Origin of the sequence: Paracoccus sp. MA, from assembly GCF_020990385.1 — a bacterium.
Classification (GTDB): domain Bacteria; phylum Pseudomonadota; class Alphaproteobacteria; order Rhodobacterales; family Rhodobacteraceae; genus Paracoccus.
Genome location: NZ_CP087598.1, coordinates 302231 through 323566, shown reverse-complemented (window position 1 = coordinate 323566; position 21336 = coordinate 302231). Strand labels below are relative to the sequence as shown.

The window sequence follows — 21336 nt, the reverse complement described above, 5'->3', positions numbered from 1 at the left end:
CCCGGCGCCGGGTTCCGACCCTGCCCATGGGTAAATCTGCGACATTTCGCCTGCCGGGAATAATCCTGATCTTTTTACTTGCCTTTCCGGAGGTGCTTTGACAGATTGCGCCCGGGAAGCTGAGGGGCGGGACATCCACCCGACCGGCCCGGCCCCTTGGGGGTTGCGGCGGTTCGCCACCCGAGACGTCAGTCACCAACCCTGCGCAGGAGAGTTCTGCCCCGGATATCTGATCGCAGCATCGTCCATGTCTGCGCAGCCCACGCCATTTTCCCCGCAGCGGGCGGCACCCGGGCCCGGGGCGAAATTCCTTTGAAAAGAGATGCATCATGAACATCCGCCTGTCCGAGGCGCCTGAGAAAGCGGCGTCGCCTGTGCCTGATCCAGTCCTTTTCGGTTTCGACGGCCCTTCGGGGCGCATCCTTGGCCGGGGCGCGGCGCGGCGGGTCGCCCCCGGCAATGCGGCGACGCTGGAGGCGCGGGTCGCAGCGGCCCTTGCCGCAGCCGCGCCGGGCGAGATGATCGGCGGTGCCCTGCCCTTCGACCGCGAGGCGGCGGACTGTCTGTGGCAATGCCGGCGCGGCGAGGCGCCCGCGCCGACGGGCATCGCGCCGCAGGGCCTGCCGCTGCCGGACTGGCACCTGGCCGCCGAGCCTGCGGCAGGGGACTATGCCGGCGCCGTGGCCCGCGCGCTTGGCATCATGGCCGAAGAGGCCGGCAGCCGCCACGCGCTGGAAAAGATCGTGCTGGCCCGCACGCTGCTGGTCGAATCCGCCGTCCCGATCCCGGTCGAGGCGCTGATGGCCCGGCTGCGCGCCGACCGCAGTGTCACGGCCTTCCGCGTGGCGCTGCCCGCCGGGCCCGACCATCCGCAGGGCCGGACGCTTTGCGGCGCCACGCCCGAGTTGCTGGTCGAGAAGCGGGGCCGCAGCATCGCCTCGCATCCGCTGGCAGGTTCGGCGCGCCGGCTGGCCGATCCGGTCGCCGACCGCGCCGCCGCCGAGGCGCTGGCCGGCTCGGGCAAGGATCACCGCGAACATGCGCTGGTGGTGGAATCCATCCTCGACACGCTGGCGCCCTGGTGCCGCGAGTTGGGCTGCCCCGAGGGCACGCGCGTCACCTCGACCCGCAGCATGTGGCACCTGGGCACCCGGATCGAGGGGCGGCTGAAGGACGAGGGCACGCCCTCGGTCGTGCTGGCCTCGGCACTGCATCCGACGCCGGCGGTCTGCGGCGTGCCGATGGCGCGGGCGGCGGGCTTCATCAAGGCCCTTGAACCCGTGGCGCGGGATTTCTATGCCGGCGCGGTCGGCTGGTGCGAGGCAGGCGGCGACGGCGCCTGGTATGTCGCCATCCGCTGCGCCGAGATCAGCGGCCGGCGGGCGCGGCTTTATGCCGGGGCGGGGATCGTTCCCGGCTCGGACCCGATGGCCGAGGCCGCCGAAACCGGCGCGAAATTCGGCGCCTTCCTGGCCGCCTTGGGCCTGCCGCAGGATGCGGGCCTGGCCGGGGTGGCGCGCAAGGACGGAGAGAACTGATGGCCCTGCCCGGCATCGCCCCCTATGCCCCCCCAACCGAGGCCGAGCTGCCCAAGGCCCGCGGGCCCTGGCAGCCCGACCGCGACCGGCTGGCGCTGCTGGTCCACGACATGCAGCGCTATTTCTGCCGCCCCTATCCCGAGGGCGCGCCGCTGGCGCCGGTGGTCGGCAATATCGCGCGGCTGATCCATGCGGCGCGGGCGGCGGGCGTGCCGGTGTTCTACACTGCGCAGAAGGGCGACCAGTTCCGCCCGGATCGCGGCCTGCAGGCCGACCTGTGGGGGCCGGGCATGAGCGCCGTCCCCGAACACGAGGAGATCCTGCCCGAACTGGCCCCGGCCGCGGGCGACATCGTGCTGGTCAAGCATCGCTACAGCGCCTTCCAGCGTTCCAACCTGGAGCATCTGATGCGGGCGCGCGGCCGCGACCAGCTGATGATCTGCGGCGTCTATGCCCATATCGGCTGCCTCGCCACCGCCGTCGAGGCGTTCCAGCGCGACATCGAGGTCTTTGCCGTGGCCGATGCCCAGGCCGATTTCTCGCGCGAGAAGCACGACATGGCCATGGGCTGGATCGCCGCCACCTGCGGCGTGGCCCTGTCCACCCGGCAGGCGCTGGCCGCACTGGAAGCGCAAGAGGTGAAGTCATGCGCCTGACCGGATTTCAGGGCCGGACCGCCATCGTCACCGGCGCGGCCGGCGGCATCGGCCGGGCCGTGGTCGCCGCACTGCTGGACGCCGGCGCGACGGTCGTCGCCAGCGATACCGAATCGGCGCTGGCCGCGAACCCGGTCGCGGGGGCCGAGAACCGGGCACTGGACGTGCGCGACGGCGATGCCGTCGAGGCGCTGGTGGCCGAGGTCGAGGCCGCGCATGGCCCGCTGGGGCTGGGCGTCCATGCGGCCGGCGTGCTGGGCATCGGGCCGCTGCTGGATATCGCGCCCGAGGAATGGGAGCGGGTGATGGGCGTCAATGCCCGGGGCACCTTCAACGTCACCCGCGCCTTCGGCCGCGCCATGGTGCGCAACGGCGGCGGCGCCATTGTCGCGGTCAGCTCGAACGCGGCGGGGATTCCGCGCCTGAACATGGGCGCCTATGCCGCATCCAAGGCGGCGGCGACCATGCTGGTCCGCTGCCTGGGGCTGGAACTGGCGGCGCAGGGCGTGCGCTGCAACATCGTCGCGCCGGGCTCGACCCTGACGCCGATGCAGACCGGCATGTGGACCGAGGACGGCGGCGCCGGCGAGCGCGCGGTGATCGAGGGCAGCCTGGAAGCCTATCGCACCGGCATCCCGCTGAAGAAGCTGGCGACGCCCGAGGACATCGCCGGCGCGGTGATGTTCATGCTGTCGGATCAGGCGGGCCATGTCACCATGGCCGACCTGTATGTCGACGGCGGCGCGACGCTGCGCGCCTGAAGCCCGTTACAGCCGCGACGCGATCAGCGCCCACCAGTTGTCCAGCGACGGCTCGCGGGCCAGCTCCTCGAAGCTGGCCTCGATGCCCATCTGCTTCAGTTCGGACGAAAAGGTCATCACCGCGATCGAATCGAGCCCGTAAAGGACGAGGTTCTCGCCCGGCTCGATCTCGCAATCGTCCTCGATCATCGCGGCCACGCGGGCGGCCAGCCATTCGGGGCTGAGATCGGTCTTTTCGGCAATATCCATCCTTCGTCCTTTCAGGCGGTTTCGGCCACCAGGCTGTCGCGCAGGCGGCGCTTGTCGATCTTGCCCACCGCCGTCAGCGGCAGTTCGGGCAGGAAGCGGAAACGGTCGGGCAGCTTGTATTCGGCCACGCCCAGTTCCAGCAGGTGCCGGCGCAGCGCCGGCGGGGAAAGCTTGCCCGCCCCGTCGCGCAGCACCAGGAAGGCGCAGCTTTTCTCGCCCAGATGCGCATCGGGGGCCGCGACCAGCGCGGCATGGGTGATGTCGGGATGGCGGACCAGCAGGTTCTCGATCTCCTCGGCGGCGATCTTCTCGCCGCCGCGGTTGATCTGGTCCTTGATGCGGCCGACGACGCGCAGGTTGCCGCCCTGCCGCACCACCACGTCGCCCGAGTGATAGAAGCCCTCGGCATCGAAGGCCTTCGCATTGTGCTCGGGGCTGCGGTAATAGCCGCGGAAGGTATAGGGGCCGCGGGTGGCCAGCGCGCCCGGCGTGCCATCGGGGACCGGCTGGCCGTCCTCGTCCAGGATGCGGACCTCGTCGTCGGGGCTGATCGGGCGGCCCTGGGTGGTAAAGATCACCTCCTCGGGGTCGGTCAGGCGGGTGTAGTTCACCAGCCCTTCGGCCATGCCGAAAACCTGCTGCAAGCGGCAGCCCAGCAGTTCCGGCACGCGCCGAGCCGTGGCCTCGGCAAAGCTGGCGCCGCCGACCAGCATCAGGTCGAGGCTGCCGATCTGCACCCGGCGCGCGGGCTCTTCCTCGACCGCGCGCAGCCACAGCGCCACGGCGGGCGGGACCAGCGGGGCCATGGTGACGCGCTCGCGGGCGATGATGTCGAAACAGGTCAGCGGCTCGGGGCTGGGGGCCATGACCACCGTGCCGCCGGCATGGAACACCCCCAGCGCGCCGGGCGAGCTCATGGTGAAGTTGTGCCCCGCCGGCAGCGCGCAGAGGAAACGCGTGGCCGAGGTGACGCCGCAGATCTCGACGCTGGCGCGGATGCTGTAGTCGTAATCGTTATGGGTGCGCGGAATCAGCTTGGGCGTGCCGGTGCTGCCGCCCGACAGCTGGAAGAAGGCAACCTGATCGGCGGGCGTCGGCCCGGCCCCCGCCGGCAGTTCGGCGCCATCGGCCAGCCAATGGGTCAGGCTGCGTTCGGGCGCGTCCTCGCCCAGCAGCAGGACATGGCCCACCCCGCCGGCGCGCAGCTCATCGGCAAGGGCGTCGTCGCGGAACAGCTCGTGCTGGCGCGAGGCGATGACCAGACGCGGCGCGATCTGGCGCACATATTCGGTCAGCTCCAGCCGGCGATGGCTGAACAGCGCATTCACCGGCGCCACGCCGATGCGCAAAAGCGCGAAGAAGGCGATGTAGAACTCGGCCACATTGGGCAGCTGCACCACCGCCGTGTCGCCATGGCCCAGCCCCTGCTGCGCCAGCCGCGCCGCCAGGTTGCGCGACAGCCGGTCCAGGTCGGCATAGCTGAAACGCCGGTCGCCGCAGACCAGCGCCTCGGCTGCGGGCGCGGCGGCAAGCTGGGCGTCGAGGATATGGGTCAGCGGCTGGTCGATCCAATAGCCGGCCTCGCGATAGCGTTGCGCGAGATCCTGCGGCCAGGGGCTGAATTCAATCATGCGAATACCTTATCGACGGCAAAGCCCCGCTCAGGGCACCTGCGGCACCTTGACGGGCGTTAATAGTTGAGTATTTTTATCTCGCTTTCTCTCTCGAAGCAAGCCAGCCGCGCCTTCCCGGCGTTTCCCAGCCAGCCCTCTCTCGCTTCGCATCGTCAAGCCTTGGGACAGGGACGGGATTTCATGACGCATCATCAGGCCGCGGGGTTGTGGATGCCCCTGACGCTGGCCCAGCTGGATTTCTGGGAAGAGTTCCGCTTTCACCCCGGCGAGGCGGTCTCGACCGTCGCCCATGCCATGGAACTGCGCGGGGTCGCCGAGCCCGAGGCGCTGGCCCGCGCCATCGAGGCCACCATCGCCGAGACCGACATCATGGCGTTGCGCTTCCGCACCAACGCCGACGGCCAGCCGGTGCAGCGGGTCGATCCGGCGCGGCGGCCCGCGCTGCGCCGCATCGACCTGTCGGACCGCGCCGATGCGCGCGACCACGCCTTCGCGCTGATGCAGGCCGATGTCGATGCGGCGCTGGACCTGCTGGCGCAACCCATCGCGGCGCAATGGCTGATCCGGCTGGCCAACGGGCATTACCTCTGGTTCAACCGCGGCCATCACATCGCGCTGGACGGCTATGCCATGGGCCTGATCGAGCGCCGCTGCGCCCAGCTTTACGCCGCGCTGGTCCAGGGCGCCGATCCCGGCCAGCCGCTGCGCCCGCTGGCCGACTATCTGAACGAGGAAACCGACTATCGCGCCAGCCCGCGCCACGCCGCCGACGGCCGGCACTGGGCCGCGGTGCTGGAAGCCGAGCCGCACCCGCGGGTGCTGCGCAAGGGCTCCGAGGACTATCCCGCCGAGGCGCTGTCGGCCGCGCATGACCTCTCGGCCCTGCGCGAGGCGCTGATGCGGCAGGCGCAGGCGGTCGGCATGGGCTGGCCGGACCTCTTGACGGTGCTCTGCTCGGCCTGGGCGGCGCTGCGCCTGCGCGACGGCTCGGCCGCGTACAAGCGCGATGCGCAGGGCCGCATCGCCATGCCGGTCTGGCTGCCCTATATGAGCCGCATGGGCAGCGTCGCCGTCTCGGTCCCGGCGCTGGTGGTGAACATCCTGCCGCTGGACGTGACGCTGCATCCGGGCGAACCGCTGGCCGAGGCGCTGGCCCGGCTGGGCGCGCGGCTGCGCAAGCTGCGCCGCCATGGCCGCTATCGCATCGAGCAGATCGCCGAGGATTACGGCATGGAACCGCGCAGCCGCTTCTTCTTCTCGCCGCTGATCAACGTGCTGCCCTTTGACGAGGCGCGCTTCGCCGGCTGCGACACCGCGCGGCACGTGCTGTCGAACGGGCCGGGCGACGGGTTCAACATCACCATCCGCGGCGATGGCGAGGCGCGGGGGCTGGAGCTGCTGGTCGAGGCCGATCCGACCCTGACCCCGCCCGGGGATTTCGCCCGGCTGGCCGGGGGCCTGCCGCGCTTCCTTTCCGCGGCGCTGGCGCCGGAAAACCTGGCGCGGCCGCTGGACGAACTGCCCGGCTGACGCGCCCTTGCCGGCCCGCCCGCCCCGGCGCAGACTGCCCAGGCAGGAGGGCACGGGATGGACAACGACGACATGCGCCTTGCCACGGCCGGCGATCTGGCCGGAATCGAGGCGCTGGTGAACAGCGCCTATGCGCATTACGTGCCCCGCATCGGCCGCAAGCCGGGGCCGATGCTGGACGACCATGCCGCGCGCATCGCCGCCGGCCGGACGCATCTGCTGGAACGGGACGGCGCGGTGCTGGGCCTGATCGTGCTGATCCCGCAGGCCGATGCGCTGCTGGTCGAGAACGTGGCGGTTTCACCCCGGGCGCAGGGGCTGGGGCTTGGCCGGCGGCTGATGGATTTCGCGGAAAAGCGCGCCCGCGCGGCGGGCCTGCCCCGGCTGCGGCTTTATACCCATGTGGCCATGGTCGAGAATCAGGCGCTCTATGCCCGGCTCGGCTATGCCGAAACCCGCCGCGTGACCGAGGCCGGGCTGCACCGCATCTATATGGAAAAGCCCCTGGCCTAGTCGCGATAGGGAATCGCCGCCGCCGCCCCCGGCCGCTGCGGCCCGGCGGGAATGAAGCTGCGGGCGCTGCAGCCCGTCGCGTCGCGCGCCGCCGGTCCGGAGGGGCGTCGCGGCGGCAGCTCGAACCCGGCGCAAAGCCGATAGCTGCGCGGCCCCGTCACCTCGTAGCGATAGGCGTCGCCGGTAAAGGGATCGGCCAGCCGCACCTGCCAGTCGCATTGCGGCGTGATCGCCAGCGCCGCGGGCAGACGGTCGCCGTTCTCGCGCGCCAGACAGACCACCAGCCGGGCCAGCGCCGAAAGGTCGCTTTCCCGCTCGCGGTCGCGGCGCTCCTTGCGGGCCTGGCCGGGGCCGCCGGTCAGCGCCAGCCCGGCGATGACCGCGACGGCGGCCAGCAGCGCAATGGCAAAGGCGGCCCAGCCCTTAATCATTCAGCTCGTCCCGGTAATAGGCGAAGACCAGCCCCGCGACTCCGGCCACCAGCGCGGCCTTGGCGGCGAAACGCGCGGTCAGGTCGCCGTTCAGCAAGGCATAGATCACCGAGATCCCGTCCGCCAGGAACACCAGCGAGGCGACCAGCAGCGTCAGCGAGGCGAACCATTTGCGCACCAGCGACCGCCGCCGCCCGGCATCGCCCTGGCTGATCCGCGCCACCCGGCGGTTGAGCGCCAGGAACAGCGGCACGAAGGCGATCAGCGAGGCGATGGACCAGCGCACCGAGCTGCCGGGGCCGTAATAGGGCCGGTCGGCCGGATCGGGAATCAGCCGGTCGATCAGCGCCATGCCCAGCTCGCAGACATGCCAGCCGATCATGCCCAGCGACAGGAACAGGAGCCCGTAAAGCAGCGCCTCCTGCGCCGAGGCATAGGGGCGCGGGCGCGGCACCGGCGGCAGGCCGGGGGCGGTTTCCCAGCCCTCCAGCGCCTCGTCGATCTCGGGCGCGGACCAGCCGGCATGGGCCAGCGCCCGGGCGATGCCGTCGCGGTCGCCGCCTTGCGCCATGGCCCGGCGGACGAATTCGGAAAGCTGGTCGGATGGTTTCATCGGCGTCCCCTCTGGCCGGCAGGTTTCGGCAAGCCGGGCCTCCGGTCAAGCCCGCCGCGCCCGTTGCGGAGGGCTTTCGCGCCGGCCCGGAGCATGGCGCGAAAATTTTCCCGGCCGCGCGATTTTTCCCCTTGCACCCCCCGGCGCGCTCCCATAAATGACGCCTCACCGAAGGCGAAGCGTCATCGGAACGGAGCGCGGGCGTAGCTCAGGGGTAGAGCATTACCTTGCCAAGGTAAGGGTCGTGAGTTCGAATCTCATCGCCCGCTCCAAATTCTTCCTTCGGGATCGGCGAAGAGGCGGCCTTTCGGGCCGCTTTTTGCTTTTCCGGCACCCGTTTCCGCGCAGCAGGATCAACCTGCGGCAGACCTGTCACCCGGGCTCTGGCCATTTTCGGCGAATCGGCGCTAGTATGGCACCGGAGTTGCCCCGGCTGCCACATCCGGGACAGCCGTCAGGAACAAGCTGCCGCGCCTCGCAACCACAATCCCCCGAATCGCGGCCAGTCAAGCGTGAGGTGATCATGCCGGCTCTGGAAGCTCTGATCGAACGGAAACTGCAACAGCTCTCGGTCCCCTTGGCGGTGCACCTGCCCTCGGGGCGGCGGCTGGGCCCGCCCGACGCGCGGGTCACCATCACCTTCAAGGACATGGCCGCGCTGGCACCGCTGGCCTCGGCCCGGCTGGGGCGGCTGGGCGACGAGATCGTCCGCGGCCGCGCCCGGATCGAGGGCTCGATGCGCGACCTGATGCGGATCGTCGCGGCGCTGGTGCCCCAGGACGGCCAGCCGGTCACACCGAAGCCCTGGCAGCGGCTGTCCAATCACCTGCTTTCGGTGCTGCGCCACAGCCGCGGCCGCGACGCAAGGCAGATCCGCGCGCATTACGACGTCTCGGACGAGTTCTACGCGCTCTGGCTCGATCCGCGCCGGGTCTATTCCTGCGCCTATTTCGCCGAGCCGCAGATGACGCTGGCGCAGGCGCAAGAGGCCAAGCTGGACCTGATCTGCCGCAAGCTGGACCTGCGCCCGGGCGAGCGTTTCGTCGATATCGGCGCCGGCTGGGGCGGGCTTTTGCTGCATGCCGCGCGCCATTACGGCGTCGATGCCACCGGCATCACCCTGTCGCAGAACCAGTTCGACCATGTCAGCCGCATCATCGCCGAGGAGGGCCTGGGCGACCGGGTTCGCATCCTGCTGTGCGACTATCGCGATCTCGAGCCGGGGCGGCCTTTCGACAAGCTCGCCTCGGTGGGGATGTTCGAGCATGTGGGCCGCGCCAGGATGGGCACCTATTGCGAGACCCTGCGCCGCCTGCTGCGCCCCGGCGGGCTGGCGCTGAACCACGGCATCGCCGCCTCGGGGCTGGACGATGCCATGGTCGGCGGCGGCCTGGGCGATTTCATCGAGAAATACATCTTCCCGGGCGGCGAGCTGATCCATGTCAGCCAGGCCATCCGCAGCATGTCCCAGGCCGGGCTGGAAATGGTCGATACCGAAAACCTGCGGCCGCATTACGCGCGCACGCTTTGGGCCTGGTCCGACGCGCTGGAAGCGCAGCTGCCCGAGGCCGAGCGGGTTCTGGCGCGCTCGATGCCGCCGAACCGCGCCTCCGAGGTGCTGCAGGCCTATCGGCTGTATCTGGCGGGCTGCGCGCTGGCCTTCGAGCAGGGCTGGGTGGCGCTTTACCAGATCCTGCTGATCCGCCCCGATCCGAGCCTGGCAACCCCGGACCTGCCCGGCGCGCAATCCGCCTATCCGTTCCGGCGGGACCATATCTATCGCTGAGCCAGCGACGGGGATGGCGGCGGTCCGGCCGTCTGCCGGAAAGCGCCGGGCCCGCAACAACCCTCTTGACCCCGCGCCGCGAAAACCCTAGCAAACGCGAGGCTCCGGCGGGTTGGCGGAGAGGTTACGCAGCGGATTGCAAATCCGTGAAGACCGGTTCGATTCCGGTACCCGCCTCCAAGTCTTTTCAAGAGCTTGTGCCGTTCCGGTCTTTCCCCTCATTCCGGCGTTTACAGTTTCGTTCACTTTGCGCCCCCTTTCGACCGAAGGGGGCGACGCGGAAGGTGCGCTTCCAATGCAGGCACTCCTCGATGTTTCGATCCCCGCCCCCGCGAAGGGAGCGACGGGTTGTAGCGCATGCGCAGCGTGTCCGTGTTCAGGTTTCGATCCCCGCCCCCGCGTAAGGGATCGCAAAGATAATCCTGCGATGCCCATGACGTGCCGCGTGGTCCAACGCAAAGCCCAGTGAAGCCAGCGTCTTGCCGCCGCCGGTGGGCACGGTCAGCGTGAAAAGCCCCGGCGCCATCGCCGCAGCCTGCCGGACATGGATCAGGATCTCGGCGCGCAGGCGGTTGATGCGGCCATTCTGGCGAAACCCCGCCATATGCGCACCGAAGGCGTCTCTCCATTCCGGCAACAGATCGGCCAGGGCCGGCCAGTCGCGATCCGGCCGCGTGCCGTTCAGCCCGGCATAGAAGGACTCGGTATCGCGGAAATCGGCATCGACCAGACAGGAAAACACCATGCGCGCCGCGACCGACAGGTCGAAGCCGCAAGATGCCGGGCGCATCAGCTTAGCCAGTTCCCTGGCAACCGGGCCAAAATCTGGGCTGGCCGCGGCCGAGATTTCCGGCGCGATCGGGTCGCGGAAGGTCTCAAGCCGGCGCTCCATACTGCTGTCGCCGCCATGGCGATCAGGCAACCCGGCGTGATGGCCCAGAATAGCATAGCCGATCACTTCAGAAATTGGCCGCAAACCGGCAGGCGTCCGGGCATGCAGCAGGGCAGCCCCAGCCGTCGAATGATCCACAAGCAATTTTTCGCCGGACAGGACACGATCAAAGGCGGGGTCATATTTGCCAAAGTCATGGAAAAGGCCAGCCATATACGCCGCCGCCGGCAACCCGAGGGGTGCAGCTCGACCGGCAGCCAGAGCAGCCGTATTCTCGAGATGGTCGGCCAGCAATTGCCAATCGCTTCGATCCTCACGAATACCCGTATGCGCATAGTATTTCAAAATCTTCATTCCTCCAGCCGCAGGCTATTGACTGATAATAAATTCGAGAAACGAGTATTACCAGCGTTTGGGGGCAGAGCTGCTCCAACCCGCAAACAAGTGCTTTCTTAGGATTCGGGCAATTCGAATGGGCAGGTGGCGAATTGCGATACCGGGAACTCGAACTCTACCGCGTTTCATAATCCGAAGAACAAACGCGATCTTGCCCAGGATCTCGATATCCTGCCGATCGCCATATTATGTATTGCCGACGGATTCGCCGCTCTCTACGCTATTATCAGTCCGCTCTCGCCCGTTTGCAACAGTCACCCTCCCAGGTCGCTTCGTTATGGACGAACGGTGGCGCTCACGAGATACGCAGATGCGATGCCGTGAGGCGCCCGCCACACATCGAATCAATATCGCCCTTAGCGGCACGCCTCGGCATATTCGCGGGATCTTCCCGGACGTCCTCCAGCCCGATGACGGGGGCGGAATCAGCGGCCAAGACGCTCGGCACCCCCACGGCCCAGGCGATCATGGCAGCGATTTTTATGGAGACCCCAAAACATGCCCGCAGTTCCAGTTCACGGGCCTCGGCGCATCTCGCACGATCTGAACGATATCGCGGGGGTCTGATCCCATCGCTATAGCTATTTCGACCAGTTCCACCACCTCGACCCGCCGCTCGCCGTCCTCGTACTTCGCCACGAAGGATTGAAGGTGCGCATTGCCGGAGGCAAAGGGGATACAGCCGCCCGGACCGGCGAAAATGCCGCCGGGCCTGGTTCAGTAGCAGCCGATCTTGGCGATCCGGCCGTCTTCGCCGATCTCGAAATTCATCCGGCTTGCACGGAAATCCATCGTCACCGCATCGCGCGGACCAATGACGCGCGTGCCCGCGGGCAACGTCATCCTGTCAAGGACCCCGCGCGGCTGGCCGATCAGGCCGCGGAAGGATGCCGCGTTGCAGCTGTCGGACTCGGTCCCGGGGGCCTGCGCCGGAGGCTCGGCCTCGACGCAGGCGGCAAGCGCGCAAAGCGGGACGAGCAGCAGGAAACGCCGCATCCGTCAGCCGCAGTCGATGTTGTAGATGTTGCCGGCCGCATCCAGGCGGAACACGATGCGCAGCGGGTCGTATTCCTGCGGCTCGATGCCGCGATATTCCACGACCCGATATTCGCGCGTGACGCCCAGGCTGGGGATGATCGTGCCGGGTTGGCCCAGGGCCGAAACGTAATTCTTGGCATGGCAGGCATCGGGCTCGCGCGATTCCAGCCCGCTGACGCCGGCCACCGGGACGGGCGGCAAGGGCTGCACGGCGGCAACCGGCTCGGGCGCGGACTGATAGGCCGGCGCGCAGGCGGCCAGGGGGGCAAGGGCAAGAAGCGCGATCAGGGCTCGGGTCATCGGGCGATCATCCAGTGAGAGAATTTCTGCCGCGGCATCATAAGCGGGCCGCAGGGGAATGAGAAGCGGCCCCCCGCAGGAAGCGCCGGTGCGTTGCATCAAAGCATGGCTACCTATTCGGCAGCCTCGATCAACGATTTGCGACCATTGCCATAGCAGGCCAGGAACATGGCCACCGCGCTGCGATTCACCTTGCGCAGCAGCTCCTTGTCCACCGATTGCGGTCCCAGGAACAGGGCGCGGTCGTGGATGGTCACGCCCGCCAGCTCGATCAGCTGGTCGGCCGCCAGCTCCAGGTCCGTGATGCTGAGTTCGCCGCGCTGGACGCAACGGTCGAGATAGCCGATGAGCTGCTGGCGCAGCAGCGCCGGCCCGGATTCGTAATATTCCTGCGCCAGAGAGGGGAAACGCTCGGCCTCGCCCACGCTGACCCGAAAGATGCGCAGCCCAAATTCCGAGATCATATGCGCCGAGATGATCTGCACGATGAAGGGCAGCACCTGCTCGACCGGCAGGTCGACCTCGATCAGCGCGCTGGCATCGGCGGCCTCGCGCGCAAGCTCGTTGCGGAAGACCTCCATGAACATGATGCGCTTGTCGGGAAAATAGCTGTAGAGCGTCGCCTTGGACACCCCCGCCTCGCGGGCGATGTCGTCGACGCTTGCCCCCTCGAACCCATCGCGCAGAAAGATCGTACGGGCGCCTTCCAGCACCTGCAAAAATTTTCGGCCGCGCGTCACCGGAAGAGCCTTAGGCATCCGCAAGAAACCCCCTCATTACTCCTTAACTTGCTCCGCAAGGCCCGCGGAACAAAAAACTCGTACACAGTGACGCCGACGCAAATCGAACCTTCATGTTCATAAGGCAAACCGGATTCTTTGCAAAGCCTCCGCGCGGCGAAGTCCAATATGTCTAATACCTCGCGCATTGATTGGCCCAGCAATGCTGACGGATCAATAGCGAATCGTCCACCGTTGGGGCACCGGGCGGATATGACGGAAAAAACCCGAAAAAACAGGCGCTTTTCCGCGCATGACCGGTTGGGCGGAAAGAATGCCGCCAGAACCGTCCGACCGGGGACGATCCGAGTCCTGCGTCGCCGGACCCGTTGGAACAGTCCATTTCCCATGATTCGGCAAGGCAGCGGCGTCCCCGCCGCAAAGCTCGATGGTCCCGCAGCGCGATGCGCCAGGACGCCCCTTCCTCCGCCACGATTCGACATCCGGACCAACGGCCCGCGCCGGCGAAGGAGGGAAATCGCAGAAAGCGACGCCGGCGGGTCGGTGCCGACGGCGCACGCCGCCCCGCGTGACCTCTACCTTGTCGAGCAATTCGAAGCGCTGGCGGACCGTCACCACAATCTCAGCTTTGCGGCTGTCTTGTCGGATACGCAGACGCCCCCATCGGCATGGCGCGTGACTGACGCAGTGGCCCAGGATCTCAACCGACTTCGACGGTAGAAAAAGGCTCCCCAAAGTGTGAACCGGCGTGCAAAATTGACCCCGTAACGGGGTAATCGGCTTCCAAAAATGACCCCCTTACGCTGATGGTCATGATGCCTCCGAGGCTATCGGGGGGCACAGTGTGGGATGCTGGTTGTGGAGACGATTGCGAAGATCCGCCGGGCGTATTTCCAGGACAAGAAGTCGATCAAGCATATCTGCCGAGAGCTGCGGGTATCGCGGAACACGGTTCGGAAGGTGATCCGGTCCGGCGCAACGGAGATGACTTACGAGCGAACCGTCCAACCGCAGCCGAAGATCGGTCCCTGGAAAGGCAAGCTCGACGAGATGCTGGCGGCGAATGCGCGCAAGCCGAAGCGCGAGCGGCTGACCCGCATCCGGATTTTCGAAGAGCTCAGGGCCCTCGGATATGACGGCGGCTACGACGCGGTCCGACGCTATGCGGCTTCGTGGTCGCAGGCGGAGCAGGAAGCGTCAGCCGCCGCCTATGTGCCACTGAGCTTCGATCCGGGTGAAGCCTACCAGTTCGACTGGAGTCACGAGGTCGTTCTGATCGACGGCGTGACCACCACGGTGAAGGTGGCTCACGTCCGGCTTTGTCATAGCCGGATGCTGTTCGTCCGGGCCTACCCGCGAGAGACGCAGGAAATGGTGTTCGATGCCCATGACAAGGCCTTTGCCTTCTTCGGCGGCGCCTGTGCGCGTGGGATCTACGACAACATGAAGACGGCGGTGGACACGATCTTCGTCGGCCGCGACCGCGCGTATAATCGCCGGTTCCAGCAGATGTGCGGACACTACCTTGTCGATCCCGTCGCCTGCACCCCCGCGTCCGGCTGGGAGAAGGGACAAGTAGAGAACCAGGTTGGCGTTGTCCGGCGGCGGTTCTTCGTGCCGCGGCCGCGCTTCAAGAGCTACGCGGAACTCAACGCCTGGCTTCAGGATCGCTGTATTGCCTGGGCCAAGGCCCATCCGCACCAGGAATTGCGTGATCGGACAATCTGGGACGTGTTCCAGGATGAGCGGGCGAGCCTGGTGCCCTACGTCGGCCCTTTCGACGGATTCCATGCCGTGCCGGCCTCGGTGTCCAAGACCTGCCTCGTTAGGTTCGACAAGAACCGCTACTCGGTCGATGGTCGCGCCGTCGGCCGTCCGGTCGAGATCCGCGCCTATGCCGAGCGGGTCGAGGTCTGGCAGGACGGCAAGATCGTCGGCCGGCACGACCGCGCCTTCGGGCGCGACAAGGCCATCTATGACCCGCTGCACTACATCCCGGTGCTGGCCCGCAAGCCCGGCGCCCTTCGAAACGGCGCTCCCTTCAAGGAATGGGAACTGCCGCCGGCGATACGACGCGTCCAGCGTAAGCTGGGGCGCGTGCCGAACGGTGACCGTCAGATGGTCCAGATCCTGAGCATGATCCCAACGGATGGACTGGAAGCCGTCGAGGCTGCCTGCGTCGAGGCCCTGACCGAAGGCGCCCCGGCGGCATCGGTCGTTCTGAACATCCTGGCCCGACATCGCGAGCCACCACCTCCGTTGACCATCGCCACGCCGGACGCGTTGCGCCTGACCTGCGAGCCCGTGGCCGACTGCAAACGCTACGACAGCCTCAGGAGACCCCGCCATGGAAAGATCACAGGTGCTGGACGCGATGGGCCAGTTGAAGCTCTACGGCATGAAGGCCGCCTACGATGAGATCATCGCCACGGCGGTGAAGCGACAGCACGAACCGCAGCAAATCGTGGGCGACCTGCTGAACGCCGAGATCAGCGAGAAACAAGCTCGCTCGATCAAATACCAGATGACCATCGCCAAGCTGCCCTTGGCCAAGGAAGTCGACGAGTTCAGCTTCGAAGACACGCCCGTAAACGAAACGCTGGTGCGCGATCTGGCCTCCGGAGAGTTCCTCGAGCATCAGCGTAACGTCGTCCTCATCGGCGGCACCGGGACCGGCAAATCCCACCTTGCCGTCAGCATCGCCCGGGCCTGCATCCGCCGTGGCAAGCGCGGCCGCTTCTTCAACGTCGTGGACCTGGTGAACAAGCTGGACGCCGAAGCCCGCGCCGACCGACAGGGACGCACTGCGGATCTCCTGTGCCGCCTCGACTTCCTGATCCTCGACGAGTTGGGATATCTGCCGTTCGCCCAGACGGGTGGCCAGCTCCTGTTCCACCTCATCAGTCGCCTTTACGAACGCACCTCGATCATCGTGACGACGAACCTCGACTTCGGCGAATGGCCGACCGTCTTCGGAGACGCGAAGATGACAACGGCGCTCCTCGACCGACTGACCCATCACTGTGACATCGTCGAGACCGGCAACGAGAGCTGGCGCTTCAAGACGCGGGAATGACCGAGACGCCGCTGGCCCGATCCGGTTGCGCTGTATGGAGGCTACACCGCATCGGGCCAGCTACCCGTGCTGACCAAGCGGGGTCATTATTGGGCGCCGAAAGGGGGTCAAAGTTGCGTGCCGATTGACACCCCAAAGGGAGTTTGATCGTGTCAGTCGCATTATGTACGCTATTTGTTCTCATCTGCATAGAAGGCCTTCCATGACAAACCAGCCTCTCATTTATGTCTTGGTGCCGATGGTGGCGTTCCTGGTCCACTATGCCCCGACTTCACAAAATGCTATCCTGATTCTTCTTCTGGTCAGTTCCTTTCTCATCATCCCAGGATACCCCGGGAGTAAGCAGGCCACCGGGCGCAAGATTATCGAGTGGGGGTTTGTCCAACCGATGGCAGCAGCAGGGGCCGTCGCGACATATTTTGTAACGGTCGAGGGCTACCCGATCTCGTCTGAACTCGTTCTCCTAGGTCGTGTTGAGCAAAGGGCTTCCGCTGGTCGGCGACCTATGATTCAAGCTCATCTCTACGTAGGAGATGATCTTGGCGCGCAACCTGATATCCGACGATGAGTGGGCCTTCTTCGAGGGCTTCATTCGTGCTGTTCGAGAGGTGGGTTCTCGACCAAGATCCATCTCCGCGTCGACGGCGCTGGCCTCCCGATGAGGACCGAAATCACGCCGGGCCAGGATTCAGATGACACCGGCTCCGATCTGGTGATGGCCGACACCCTGCCGCAGCCCGCCGTTCTGGTCGCCGACAGGAGCTATGACTCTGATAAAGATCGGGAAGATATCGAGAGCCGCAACGCCCTGCCGATGATCCCGATGCGCAAGAGCCGGAAGGTTCGCAAGGTCGTCGACATGGCCATCTACACCTTGCGCAACATGGTCGAGCGCGTTCGCCCGTTCTCTCGAACCGGTGGCATTCACGGGCTCACTCAACAAGCTGAAGAACACCCGACGGCTGGCAACCCGCTAGGACAAAACCGCAGACAGCTTCATCGGCTTCGTCGACATAGCCTGCATCAGGCTATGGCTTCGCCATTTGTCAACATGACCTAGACCAAGCAGCCGCCGAGCTTGTGGAAGACCGGTCCGGTGCCGAAGCTGCGGTGCTTTTCCAGCGTCCGGCCTGAGAGGCCGAGGAAATACGCGGCCTCCGGTGTGCGCAGGAAGCGCGGCGGCAGGTCGGAAAGGTCGGGCTTCATCGTCGGGTCTCCGTGCGGTTCGCGAGGCCGCTGGGCCGACCGCGACCATCGAGGCATCCGGGTGGGCGCTGCGCCGGGCACCGGGCAGTTCTGCCAGAAACCGGTTCAGCAGGCCGAAGCCGCGATAGGTCCCGGCGGTCCGGGGATCGAAGGCGGGCCAGTCGCGGCGCAGGGCCTCGTCCATCCGGGCGCCGTTCAGGGTTTCCTCATAGGGCGAGCGGTCCCAGGAGGCATATCCCATCACCGTGCCGCCCGGCCCCACGGCATCCAGCAGCGCCTGGACGACCCCGGCCGCTCACCCTCGACCGGGCCGAGCGCCTTCAGCGAGGCGTGGACCATCACCAGATCGCCCGGCCGCAGGCCAAGCCGCCGGAGATCCGCCGTGATCGTGGCCTTGCCGCGCATGACCCTAGGGATTGTCCCTGAACCAGTCGGCGATGGCGGGCATGTCGCGCTCGAACCCGCCGGGGATGAAGACGTTGAGAAGGCCGACACGCTCTGCGGTGCGGTTCCTGAAATCATGGGTCACGCCGGCCGGGATGCGCAGGAAGGTCCCTTGCGGCGCGTCCAGCCAGTCCTCCCCGGCAAGGAAGCTGACGGTGCCGGCGATGACGTAGAAGATCTCGTCATTGCCCTCATGCGCATGCGCACCCGGACCGTCGGCGCCGGGCTCCAGCCACCATTCCGAGACGCTGTAGCGCGCGGCCGTCTCACCCTCGTCGGCCTTGAACACCGCCGTCATCCGGCCGAGGACGTAGCGCCGTCCGTCGCCCGGCGGTAGATGGATGACACCCTTGCCCGCGTGTTCGTCGCTCATCGCTGCCTCCCGGTGGCTGGTGGAAAGGACCCCGACAGCATAGCCTGCCGAGGCCCCGCTGTCAGGTCCGCCGCCAGGAGCCCCAATGCCCGGAGGCCCTAAGTCGCGTCCTGATCCGCCTTGCGCAGAACCACCCTCAGCGTGCCGCTGCTGCCGCCGCCGCAGAAGAACCGCGCGCCGCCATCCGATTCCAACCCCGAGACCCCGGTGCCCGGCGGCATCTCCAGCCGTTCCAGCACTGCGCCGGTGGCGGGGTCGATGCGCCGGATGTCGCTTTCCTCGCCCTGCCAGGTGCCGTGCCAGAGCGCGCCGTCGGCCCAGGTGACGCCAGTGACGAAGCGGTCGCAGTCGATGCTGCGCAGCACCTTGCCGGTCTCGGGATCGACCTGGTGGATGCGGCGCCCGCGATGCTGGCCGACCCAAAGCGCGCCCTCGGCCCAGGCCAGCCCGGAATTGCCGCCCTCCGGCGCGGGAATGGTCGCCAGGACCTCGCCGCTCTCGGGATCGATCTTGCGGATGACCGGCCCGGCGATCTGGAACAGATGCCGGCCGTCGAAGGCCGTGCCGGCATCGGCGGGGATCTCCAGCGCGCCCAGCAGCTCGCCGCTGGCGAACCAGACCTGCCTTCCGTCGAAACTGACGCCATGCACCTCCTCGATCCCCGGAAAGGGGCCGTATTCGCGGATGATTTCGGCCATGCGTTTCATGAGGCCATCCTAGCGCATCGGCAGCGCGGCCGGGAGTAACAAGCCTGTCGGGAAACCCGGCACGCTTCGCGCGACCCAACGCCGGGCGCGGCCGTGGCCCAGCCATTCCACCCTGCCGGCCCGCTCCAGCGCCTTGAGCCCGCGCTGCACGCTGCGCGGGCTGACATCCAGCGCCAGGGCCAGCGCCGAACTCGACCAGGCCTCGCCATCGGCCAGCAGGGCCAGCAGCCCGGCATGATCACCCTCGACCGGCGGGGCCAGCACGGCGATCCTGCGCCCTCCGCAAGGCTCCAGCACGAAGCCCCGGCCCGTCGCCTTTATCCCGGCCAGCGGGGAGAGGTGTTCGCGCAGCCGCCCGATCTCCACCCGCAATCTTGCCCGATGCGACTCGTCGGCATGGCGGGCGCGAAAGGCACGCGCGAGCAGGGTTTCGCGCGGCGCGTCGCCGGGCCATGCCTCGGCCAGCGCGCGCAGCAGCGCCATCAGCACCGGCCGCCCGGCCAGCGGCACCAGCGTCGCGCCGCCGCGCAGAAGGTTGCGGCAGGCATCGACCAGCAGCAGGTCCGCGCCGAGCAGCGCCTCGACCCCGGCCAGGTCCAGCAGGGTCTCGCGCCCGCTTTCGATCAGCCGCCCGGCCGGGGCGTCGAAGGCGGCGCGCGCCTGTGCGACCTCGGCCGCCAATGCGGCGATGCCCGTCTGATGCGCGGCACGGGCGGCCCGGTCCAGCGCGGCCCGCGCATCGCCGGCCCGGATGCGCCGCATGGCGATGCCCGCGGCGACCAACCAGCAGCCGGGGCGCGACGCCGGGGGCAGCGCGGCGGCATCCAGCGTCTCAAGCACCGCCTCGGCCTGATCGAGACGCCCGGTCAGCAGCAGCAGCCGGGCCTGCAGGTAGCCGGCATGGGCGGCGTTCGCCCAGTCGCCTTGCGCCGCAAGCGCGCCTCGCGCCGTGCCAAGCGCCCGCTCCAGACCGCCCAGGTCGCGCGTGATCAGCGCGATTTCCGCCGCGGCCAGCCGGCAGCGGGCGCGGGCCAGGGGATCGGCACCGAGCCCCCGCGCGGCGCGGCGCAGCAGGTCCCGCGCCCGGTCCAGATCGCCAAGCTGTGCCATGGCGATGCCGCGCAGCGCCAGCGCCGGCGGGTCGTCGCGCAGGGCGACCCGCTTCAGCGCCGTCAGCGCATCCCTTGCCGCCAGCGCCTGTGACGCCGCCGCAATCCCGTCATGCTTGTTACTCACGCCCGGATGCCGCCCCGTCCTAGACTGCTTCATGTCCCGCAAAGCATCGGACGGGAGGCCCCGAATGACAACGTCCACGGAAAAGCCCGGCGCGGCCGGCTGGCTGGCCCTTGCGGCGGCGCCCTGCTTCGCCGCCATGGCCGGAATCACGGCGGCCTCGCCCGCGCTCTGCCTGTCCGACCCCGGCCCGCTGCCGCTGGACGGCATGACCATGATGTATCTGCTGATGAGCCTGTTCCACCTGCCGCCCTGGCTGCGGCTGCTGCCGGGCCAAGGCCCAACCCGGAAAGGAAACCAACCATGACCCAAGCCATCGTTTCCCGCGAGGCATGGCTGGAAGCCCGCAAGGCGCTGCTGGCCCGCGAACGCGACATGACCCATCAGCTCGACGCGCTGCGGGCCGAGCGGCGGCGGATGCCCTGGGTCCGCATCGACAAGCCCTATCGCTTCGACGGGCCCGACGGCGAGGTGACGCTGGCCGACCTGTTCGGGACCCGAAGCCAGCTTGCCGTCTATCACTTCATGCTGACGCCGGGATCGGAGCATCTCTGCTCGGGCTGTTCCTTCGTCGCCGATCATGTCGATGCCGCCCGGCAGCATTTCGAGCAGGCGGACCTGGCCTTCGCCGCCGTCTCGCGCGCGCCGGTCCCGCAGATCGAGGAGGTCCTCCGGCGGATGGGCTGGCGCTTTCCCTGGCTGTCTTCGGGAGACGGCGATTTCAACTACGATTTCGGCGTCTCGTTCACGGAAGAGGACCGCGCCGCCGGCCGGGCGATCTACAATTACGGCACGGTGATCAGGAACACCCCGGACATGTTCGGGGTCAGCATCTTCGTGCGGCAGGACGGCGCCCTCTTCCACAGCTATTCCACCTATCACCGCGGCGTGGAACTGCTGATGGGCGCGTTCAACTGGCTGGACCTCACCCCCAAGGGCCGCAACGAGAACGGCGCCATGAGCTGGCTCAGGCTGCATGACGAATACTGAGCCGGGCGCAGAGGATCAGGGCGGGCGCTGAGCATCCGGCGCTCTGGACGATATCAGGGCATCTGTCCGGACGAGGGGCCGGGCGCGGCTGGCCGGGCAAGAATGCCCCTCGATAACCGCGAGCAAGGGGAACAGGTCGCAAGCGGCCAGGGAACATGGCTTGCAGCCCCCGGCTGCCCGCCTTAAATTCCGACCATGATGTTCATGTCTACATTCTTCCCGCTGATCTG

At 67.6% G+C, this 21336-nt stretch carries 21 protein-coding genes, 2 tRNA genes and 3 pseudogenes; 13 read left to right on the top strand and 13 right to left on the bottom strand.

Translation table 11 applies throughout. From position 1 onward, the window contains the following. Positions 1 to 374: 374 nt before the first annotated feature. From LOS78_RS08680 to LOS78_RS08670, 3 genes are read left to right on the top strand one after another with little or no spacing between them, the layout of a single operon-like run. Positions 375 to 1538 (top strand): isochorismate synthase MenF, encoded by a 1164-nt coding sequence (locus LOS78_RS08680; protein WP_230377965.1) that lies wholly within the window; start codon positions 375 to 377, stop codon positions 1536 to 1538. Then, entirely contained in the window at positions 1538 to 2194 is a 657-nt protein-coding gene (locus LOS78_RS08675; protein ID WP_230377964.1) for an isochorismatase family protein, read from the top strand. The genes LOS78_RS08680 and LOS78_RS08675 overlap by 1 nt, the downstream gene beginning before the upstream one ends. After that, positions 2185 to 2955 (top strand): SDR family oxidoreductase, encoded by a 771-nt coding sequence (locus tag LOS78_RS08670; RefSeq protein WP_230377963.1) that lies wholly within the window; start codon positions 2185 to 2187, stop codon positions 2953 to 2955. The genes LOS78_RS08675 and LOS78_RS08670 overlap by 10 nt, the downstream gene beginning before the upstream one ends. A 6-nt stretch (positions 2956 to 2961) precedes the next feature. Here the strand turns inward: LOS78_RS08670 and LOS78_RS08665 are convergent, their stop codons facing one another. Together LOS78_RS08665 and LOS78_RS08660 are read right to left on the bottom strand one after the other, a co-directional pair. Further along, positions 2962 to 3204: a phosphopantetheine-binding protein gene (locus tag LOS78_RS08665; RefSeq protein ID WP_230377962.1), complete on the bottom strand. Its 243-nt coding sequence runs from the start codon at positions 3202 to 3204 to the stop codon at positions 2962 to 2964. A gap of 11 nt (positions 3205 to 3215) precedes the next feature. Beyond that, entirely contained in the window at positions 3216 to 4835 is a 1620-nt protein-coding gene (locus LOS78_RS08660) for a (2,3-dihydroxybenzoyl)adenylate synthase (RefSeq protein ID WP_230377961.1), read from the bottom strand. Between the two features lie 183 nt (positions 4836 to 5018). Here LOS78_RS08660 and LOS78_RS08655 point away from each other — a divergent pair, with 183 nt between their 5' ends. Both LOS78_RS08655 and LOS78_RS08650 read left to right on the top strand, forming a co-directional pair. Then, positions 5019 to 6368: a condensation domain-containing protein gene (locus LOS78_RS08655; protein ID WP_230377960.1), complete on the top strand. Its 1350-nt coding sequence runs from the start codon at positions 5019 to 5021 to the stop codon at positions 6366 to 6368. Between the two features lie 57 nt (positions 6369 to 6425). After that, positions 6426 to 6881 carry a GNAT family N-acetyltransferase gene (locus LOS78_RS08650; protein WP_230377959.1) on the top strand — a complete coding sequence of 152 codons (456 nt, stop codon included), beginning with the start codon at positions 6426 to 6428 and terminating at the stop codon, positions 6879 to 6881. Here LOS78_RS08650 and LOS78_RS08645 read toward each other — a convergent pair. Together LOS78_RS08645 and LOS78_RS08640 are read right to left on the bottom strand one after the other, a co-directional pair. Continuing rightward, on the bottom strand, positions 6878 to 7312 hold the full coding sequence (locus LOS78_RS08645; protein ID WP_230377958.1) for a hypothetical protein: 435 nt from the start codon (positions 7310 to 7312) through the stop codon (positions 6878 to 6880). The genes LOS78_RS08650 and LOS78_RS08645 overlap by 4 nt on opposite strands. After that, complete coding sequence (locus tag LOS78_RS08640; RefSeq protein WP_230377957.1) at positions 7305 to 7925, bottom strand: DUF5671 domain-containing protein; 621 nt, start codon at positions 7923 to 7925, stop codon at positions 7305 to 7307. The genes LOS78_RS08645 and LOS78_RS08640 overlap by 8 nt, the downstream gene beginning before the upstream one ends. A gap of 197 nt (positions 7926 to 8122) precedes the next feature. Between LOS78_RS08640 and LOS78_RS08635 the strand changes: the two genes are divergently transcribed. From LOS78_RS08635 to LOS78_RS08625, 3 genes are all read left to right on the top strand, one after another. After that, positions 8123 to 8197 (top strand) — tRNA-Gly (locus tag LOS78_RS08635). 251 nt (positions 8198 to 8448) lie between these two features. Beyond that, positions 8449 to 9711, top strand: a complete 1263-nt coding sequence (locus LOS78_RS08630) for a class I SAM-dependent methyltransferase (protein WP_230377956.1) — start codon at positions 8449 to 8451, stop codon at positions 9709 to 9711. A 106-nt stretch (positions 9712 to 9817) separates the two neighbouring features. Next, positions 9818 to 9891 (top strand) — tRNA-Cys (locus LOS78_RS08625). Positions 9892 to 10087: 196 nt separating this feature from the next. Here the strand turns inward: LOS78_RS08625 and LOS78_RS08620 are convergent. The 4 genes from LOS78_RS08620 to LOS78_RS08605 form a co-directional block, all read right to left on the bottom strand. After that, a complete protein-coding gene (locus LOS78_RS08620) occupies positions 10088 to 10957 on the bottom strand; it encodes a CRISPR-associated endonuclease Cas3'' (protein WP_230377955.1) in 870 nt (289 codons plus the stop codon). 759 nt (positions 10958 to 11716) lie between these two features. Further along, entirely contained in the window at positions 11717 to 11995 is a 279-nt protein-coding gene (locus LOS78_RS08615) for an I78 family peptidase inhibitor (protein WP_230377954.1), read from the bottom strand. A gap of 3 nt (positions 11996 to 11998) precedes the next feature. Further along, complete coding sequence (locus LOS78_RS08610; RefSeq protein WP_230377953.1) at positions 11999 to 12337, bottom strand: hypothetical protein; 339 nt, start codon at positions 12335 to 12337, stop codon at positions 11999 to 12001. Between the two features lie 113 nt (positions 12338 to 12450). After that, positions 12451 to 13095 (bottom strand): TetR/AcrR family transcriptional regulator, encoded by a 645-nt coding sequence (locus LOS78_RS08605; RefSeq protein WP_230377952.1) that lies wholly within the window; start codon positions 13093 to 13095, stop codon positions 12451 to 12453. A gap of 831 nt (positions 13096 to 13926) precedes the next feature. Here LOS78_RS08605 and istA point away from each other — a divergent pair. The 3 genes and pseudogenes from istA to LOS78_RS08590 all read left to right on the top strand — a co-directional run. Continuing rightward, positions 13927 to 15495, top strand: coding sequence for an IS21 family transposase (gene istA, locus LOS78_RS08600; RefSeq protein ID WP_028717560.1), 1569 nt, complete (start codon positions 13927 to 13929; stop codon positions 15493 to 15495). Further along, on the top strand, positions 15425 to 16153 hold the full coding sequence (gene istB, locus LOS78_RS08595) for an IS21-like element ISPkr1 family helper ATPase IstB (protein WP_024843951.1): 729 nt from the start codon (positions 15425 to 15427) through the stop codon (positions 16151 to 16153). The genes istA and istB overlap by 71 nt, the downstream gene beginning before the upstream one ends. A 601-nt stretch (positions 16154 to 16754) precedes the next feature. Beyond that, positions 16755 to 17208: pseudogene (locus tag LOS78_RS08590) on the top strand (transposase); the annotation flags it as partial. Positions 17209 to 17212: 4 nt separating this feature from the next. Here the strand turns inward: LOS78_RS08590 and LOS78_RS08585 are convergent. The 5 genes and pseudogenes from LOS78_RS08585 to LOS78_RS08565 all read right to left on the bottom strand — a co-directional run. Continuing rightward, positions 17213 to 17359, bottom strand: a pseudogene (locus tag LOS78_RS08585) (helix-turn-helix transcriptional regulator); the annotation flags it as partial. 25 nt (positions 17360 to 17384) lie between these two features. Next, positions 17385 to 17764: pseudogene (locus LOS78_RS08580) on the bottom strand (AAC(3) family N-acetyltransferase); the annotation flags it as partial. Positions 17765 to 17768: 4 nt separating this feature from the next. After that, entirely contained in the window at positions 17769 to 18176 is a 408-nt protein-coding gene (locus tag LOS78_RS08575; protein ID WP_230377951.1) for a cupin domain-containing protein, read from the bottom strand. Between the two features lie 98 nt (positions 18177 to 18274). Beyond that, the gene (locus LOS78_RS08570) at positions 18275 to 18883 is read right to left on the bottom strand and encodes a PQQ-binding-like beta-propeller repeat protein (protein WP_230377950.1); all 609 of its coding nucleotides are present in this window, start codon (positions 18881 to 18883) and stop codon (positions 18275 to 18277) included. Between the two features lie 9 nt (positions 18884 to 18892). Beyond that, entirely contained in the window at positions 18893 to 20119 is a 1227-nt protein-coding gene (locus LOS78_RS08565; protein ID WP_230377949.1) for a helix-turn-helix domain-containing protein, read from the bottom strand. A gap of 64 nt (positions 20120 to 20183) precedes the next feature. Between LOS78_RS08565 and LOS78_RS08560 the strand changes: the two genes are divergently transcribed. Both LOS78_RS08560 and LOS78_RS08555 read left to right on the top strand, forming a co-directional pair. Further along, positions 20184 to 20423, top strand: coding sequence for a hypothetical protein (locus LOS78_RS08560; protein ID WP_230377948.1), 240 nt, complete (start codon positions 20184 to 20186; stop codon positions 20421 to 20423). After that, positions 20420 to 21106: a thioredoxin family protein gene (locus tag LOS78_RS08555; RefSeq protein ID WP_230377947.1), complete on the top strand. Its 687-nt coding sequence runs from the start codon at positions 20420 to 20422 to the stop codon at positions 21104 to 21106. Before LOS78_RS08560 ends, LOS78_RS08555 begins: the two co-directional genes overlap by 4 nt. Positions 21107 to 21336 lie beyond the last annotated feature (230 nt).

What these genes read in the sequence shown, in the direction of transcription:
- LOS78_RS08645 (WP_230377958.1), bottom strand. Translation starts at nt 7,312, where the DNA reads ATGATTAAGGGCTGGGCCGCCTTTGCCATTGCGCTGCTGGCCGCCGTC.
- LOS78_RS08675 (WP_230377964.1), top strand. Translation starts at nt 1,538, where the DNA reads ATGGCCCTGCCCGGCATCGCCCCCTATGCCCCCCCAACCGAGGCCGAG.
- LOS78_RS08620 (WP_230377955.1), bottom strand. Translation starts at nt 10,957, where the DNA reads ATGAAGATTTTGAAATACTATGCGCATACGGGTATTCGTGAGGATCGA.
- LOS78_RS08665 (WP_230377962.1), bottom strand. Translation starts at nt 3,204, where the DNA reads ATGGATATTGCCGAAAAGACCGATCTCAGCCCCGAATGGCTGGCCGCC.
- LOS78_RS08670 (WP_230377963.1), top strand. Translation starts at nt 2,185, where the DNA reads ATGCGCCTGACCGGATTTCAGGGCCGGACCGCCATCGTCACCGGCGCG.
- LOS78_RS08610 (WP_230377953.1), bottom strand. Translation starts at nt 12,337, where the DNA reads ATGACCCGAGCCCTGATCGCGCTTCTTGCCCTTGCCCCCCTGGCCGCC.
- LOS78_RS08640 (WP_230377957.1), bottom strand. Translation starts at nt 7,925, where the DNA reads ATGAAACCATCCGACCAGCTTTCCGAATTCGTCCGCCGGGCCATGGCG.
- istA (WP_028717560.1), top strand. Translation starts at nt 13,927, where the DNA reads ATGCTGGTTGTGGAGACGATTGCGAAGATCCGCCGGGCGTATTTCCAG.
- LOS78_RS08555 (WP_230377947.1), top strand. Translation starts at nt 20,420, where the DNA reads ATGACCCAAGCCATCGTTTCCCGCGAGGCATGGCTGGAAGCCCGCAAG.
- LOS78_RS08615 (WP_230377954.1), bottom strand. Translation starts at nt 11,995, where the DNA reads ATGCGGCGTTTCCTGCTGCTCGTCCCGCTTTGCGCGCTTGCCGCCTGC.
- LOS78_RS08560 (WP_230377948.1), top strand. Translation starts at nt 20,184, where the DNA reads ATGACAACGTCCACGGAAAAGCCCGGCGCGGCCGGCTGGCTGGCCCTT.
- LOS78_RS08605 (WP_230377952.1), bottom strand. Translation starts at nt 13,095, where the DNA reads ATGCCTAAGGCTCTTCCGGTGACGCGCGGCCGAAAATTTTTGCAGGTG.
- LOS78_RS08575 (WP_230377951.1), bottom strand. Translation starts at nt 18,176, where the DNA reads ATGAGCGACGAACACGCGGGCAAGGGTGTCATCCATCTACCGCCGGGC.
- LOS78_RS08660 (WP_230377961.1), bottom strand. Translation starts at nt 4,835, where the DNA reads ATGATTGAATTCAGCCCCTGGCCGCAGGATCTCGCGCAACGCTATCGC.
- LOS78_RS08655 (WP_230377960.1), top strand. Translation starts at nt 5,019, where the DNA reads ATGACGCATCATCAGGCCGCGGGGTTGTGGATGCCCCTGACGCTGGCC.
- LOS78_RS08570 (WP_230377950.1), bottom strand. Translation starts at nt 18,883, where the DNA reads ATGAAACGCATGGCCGAAATCATCCGCGAATACGGCCCCTTTCCGGGG.
- istB (WP_024843951.1), top strand. Translation starts at nt 15,425, where the DNA reads ATGGAAAGATCACAGGTGCTGGACGCGATGGGCCAGTTGAAGCTCTAC.
- LOS78_RS08650 (WP_230377959.1), top strand. Translation starts at nt 6,426, where the DNA reads ATGGACAACGACGACATGCGCCTTGCCACGGCCGGCGATCTGGCCGGA.
- LOS78_RS08630 (WP_230377956.1), top strand. Translation starts at nt 8,449, where the DNA reads ATGCCGGCTCTGGAAGCTCTGATCGAACGGAAACTGCAACAGCTCTCG.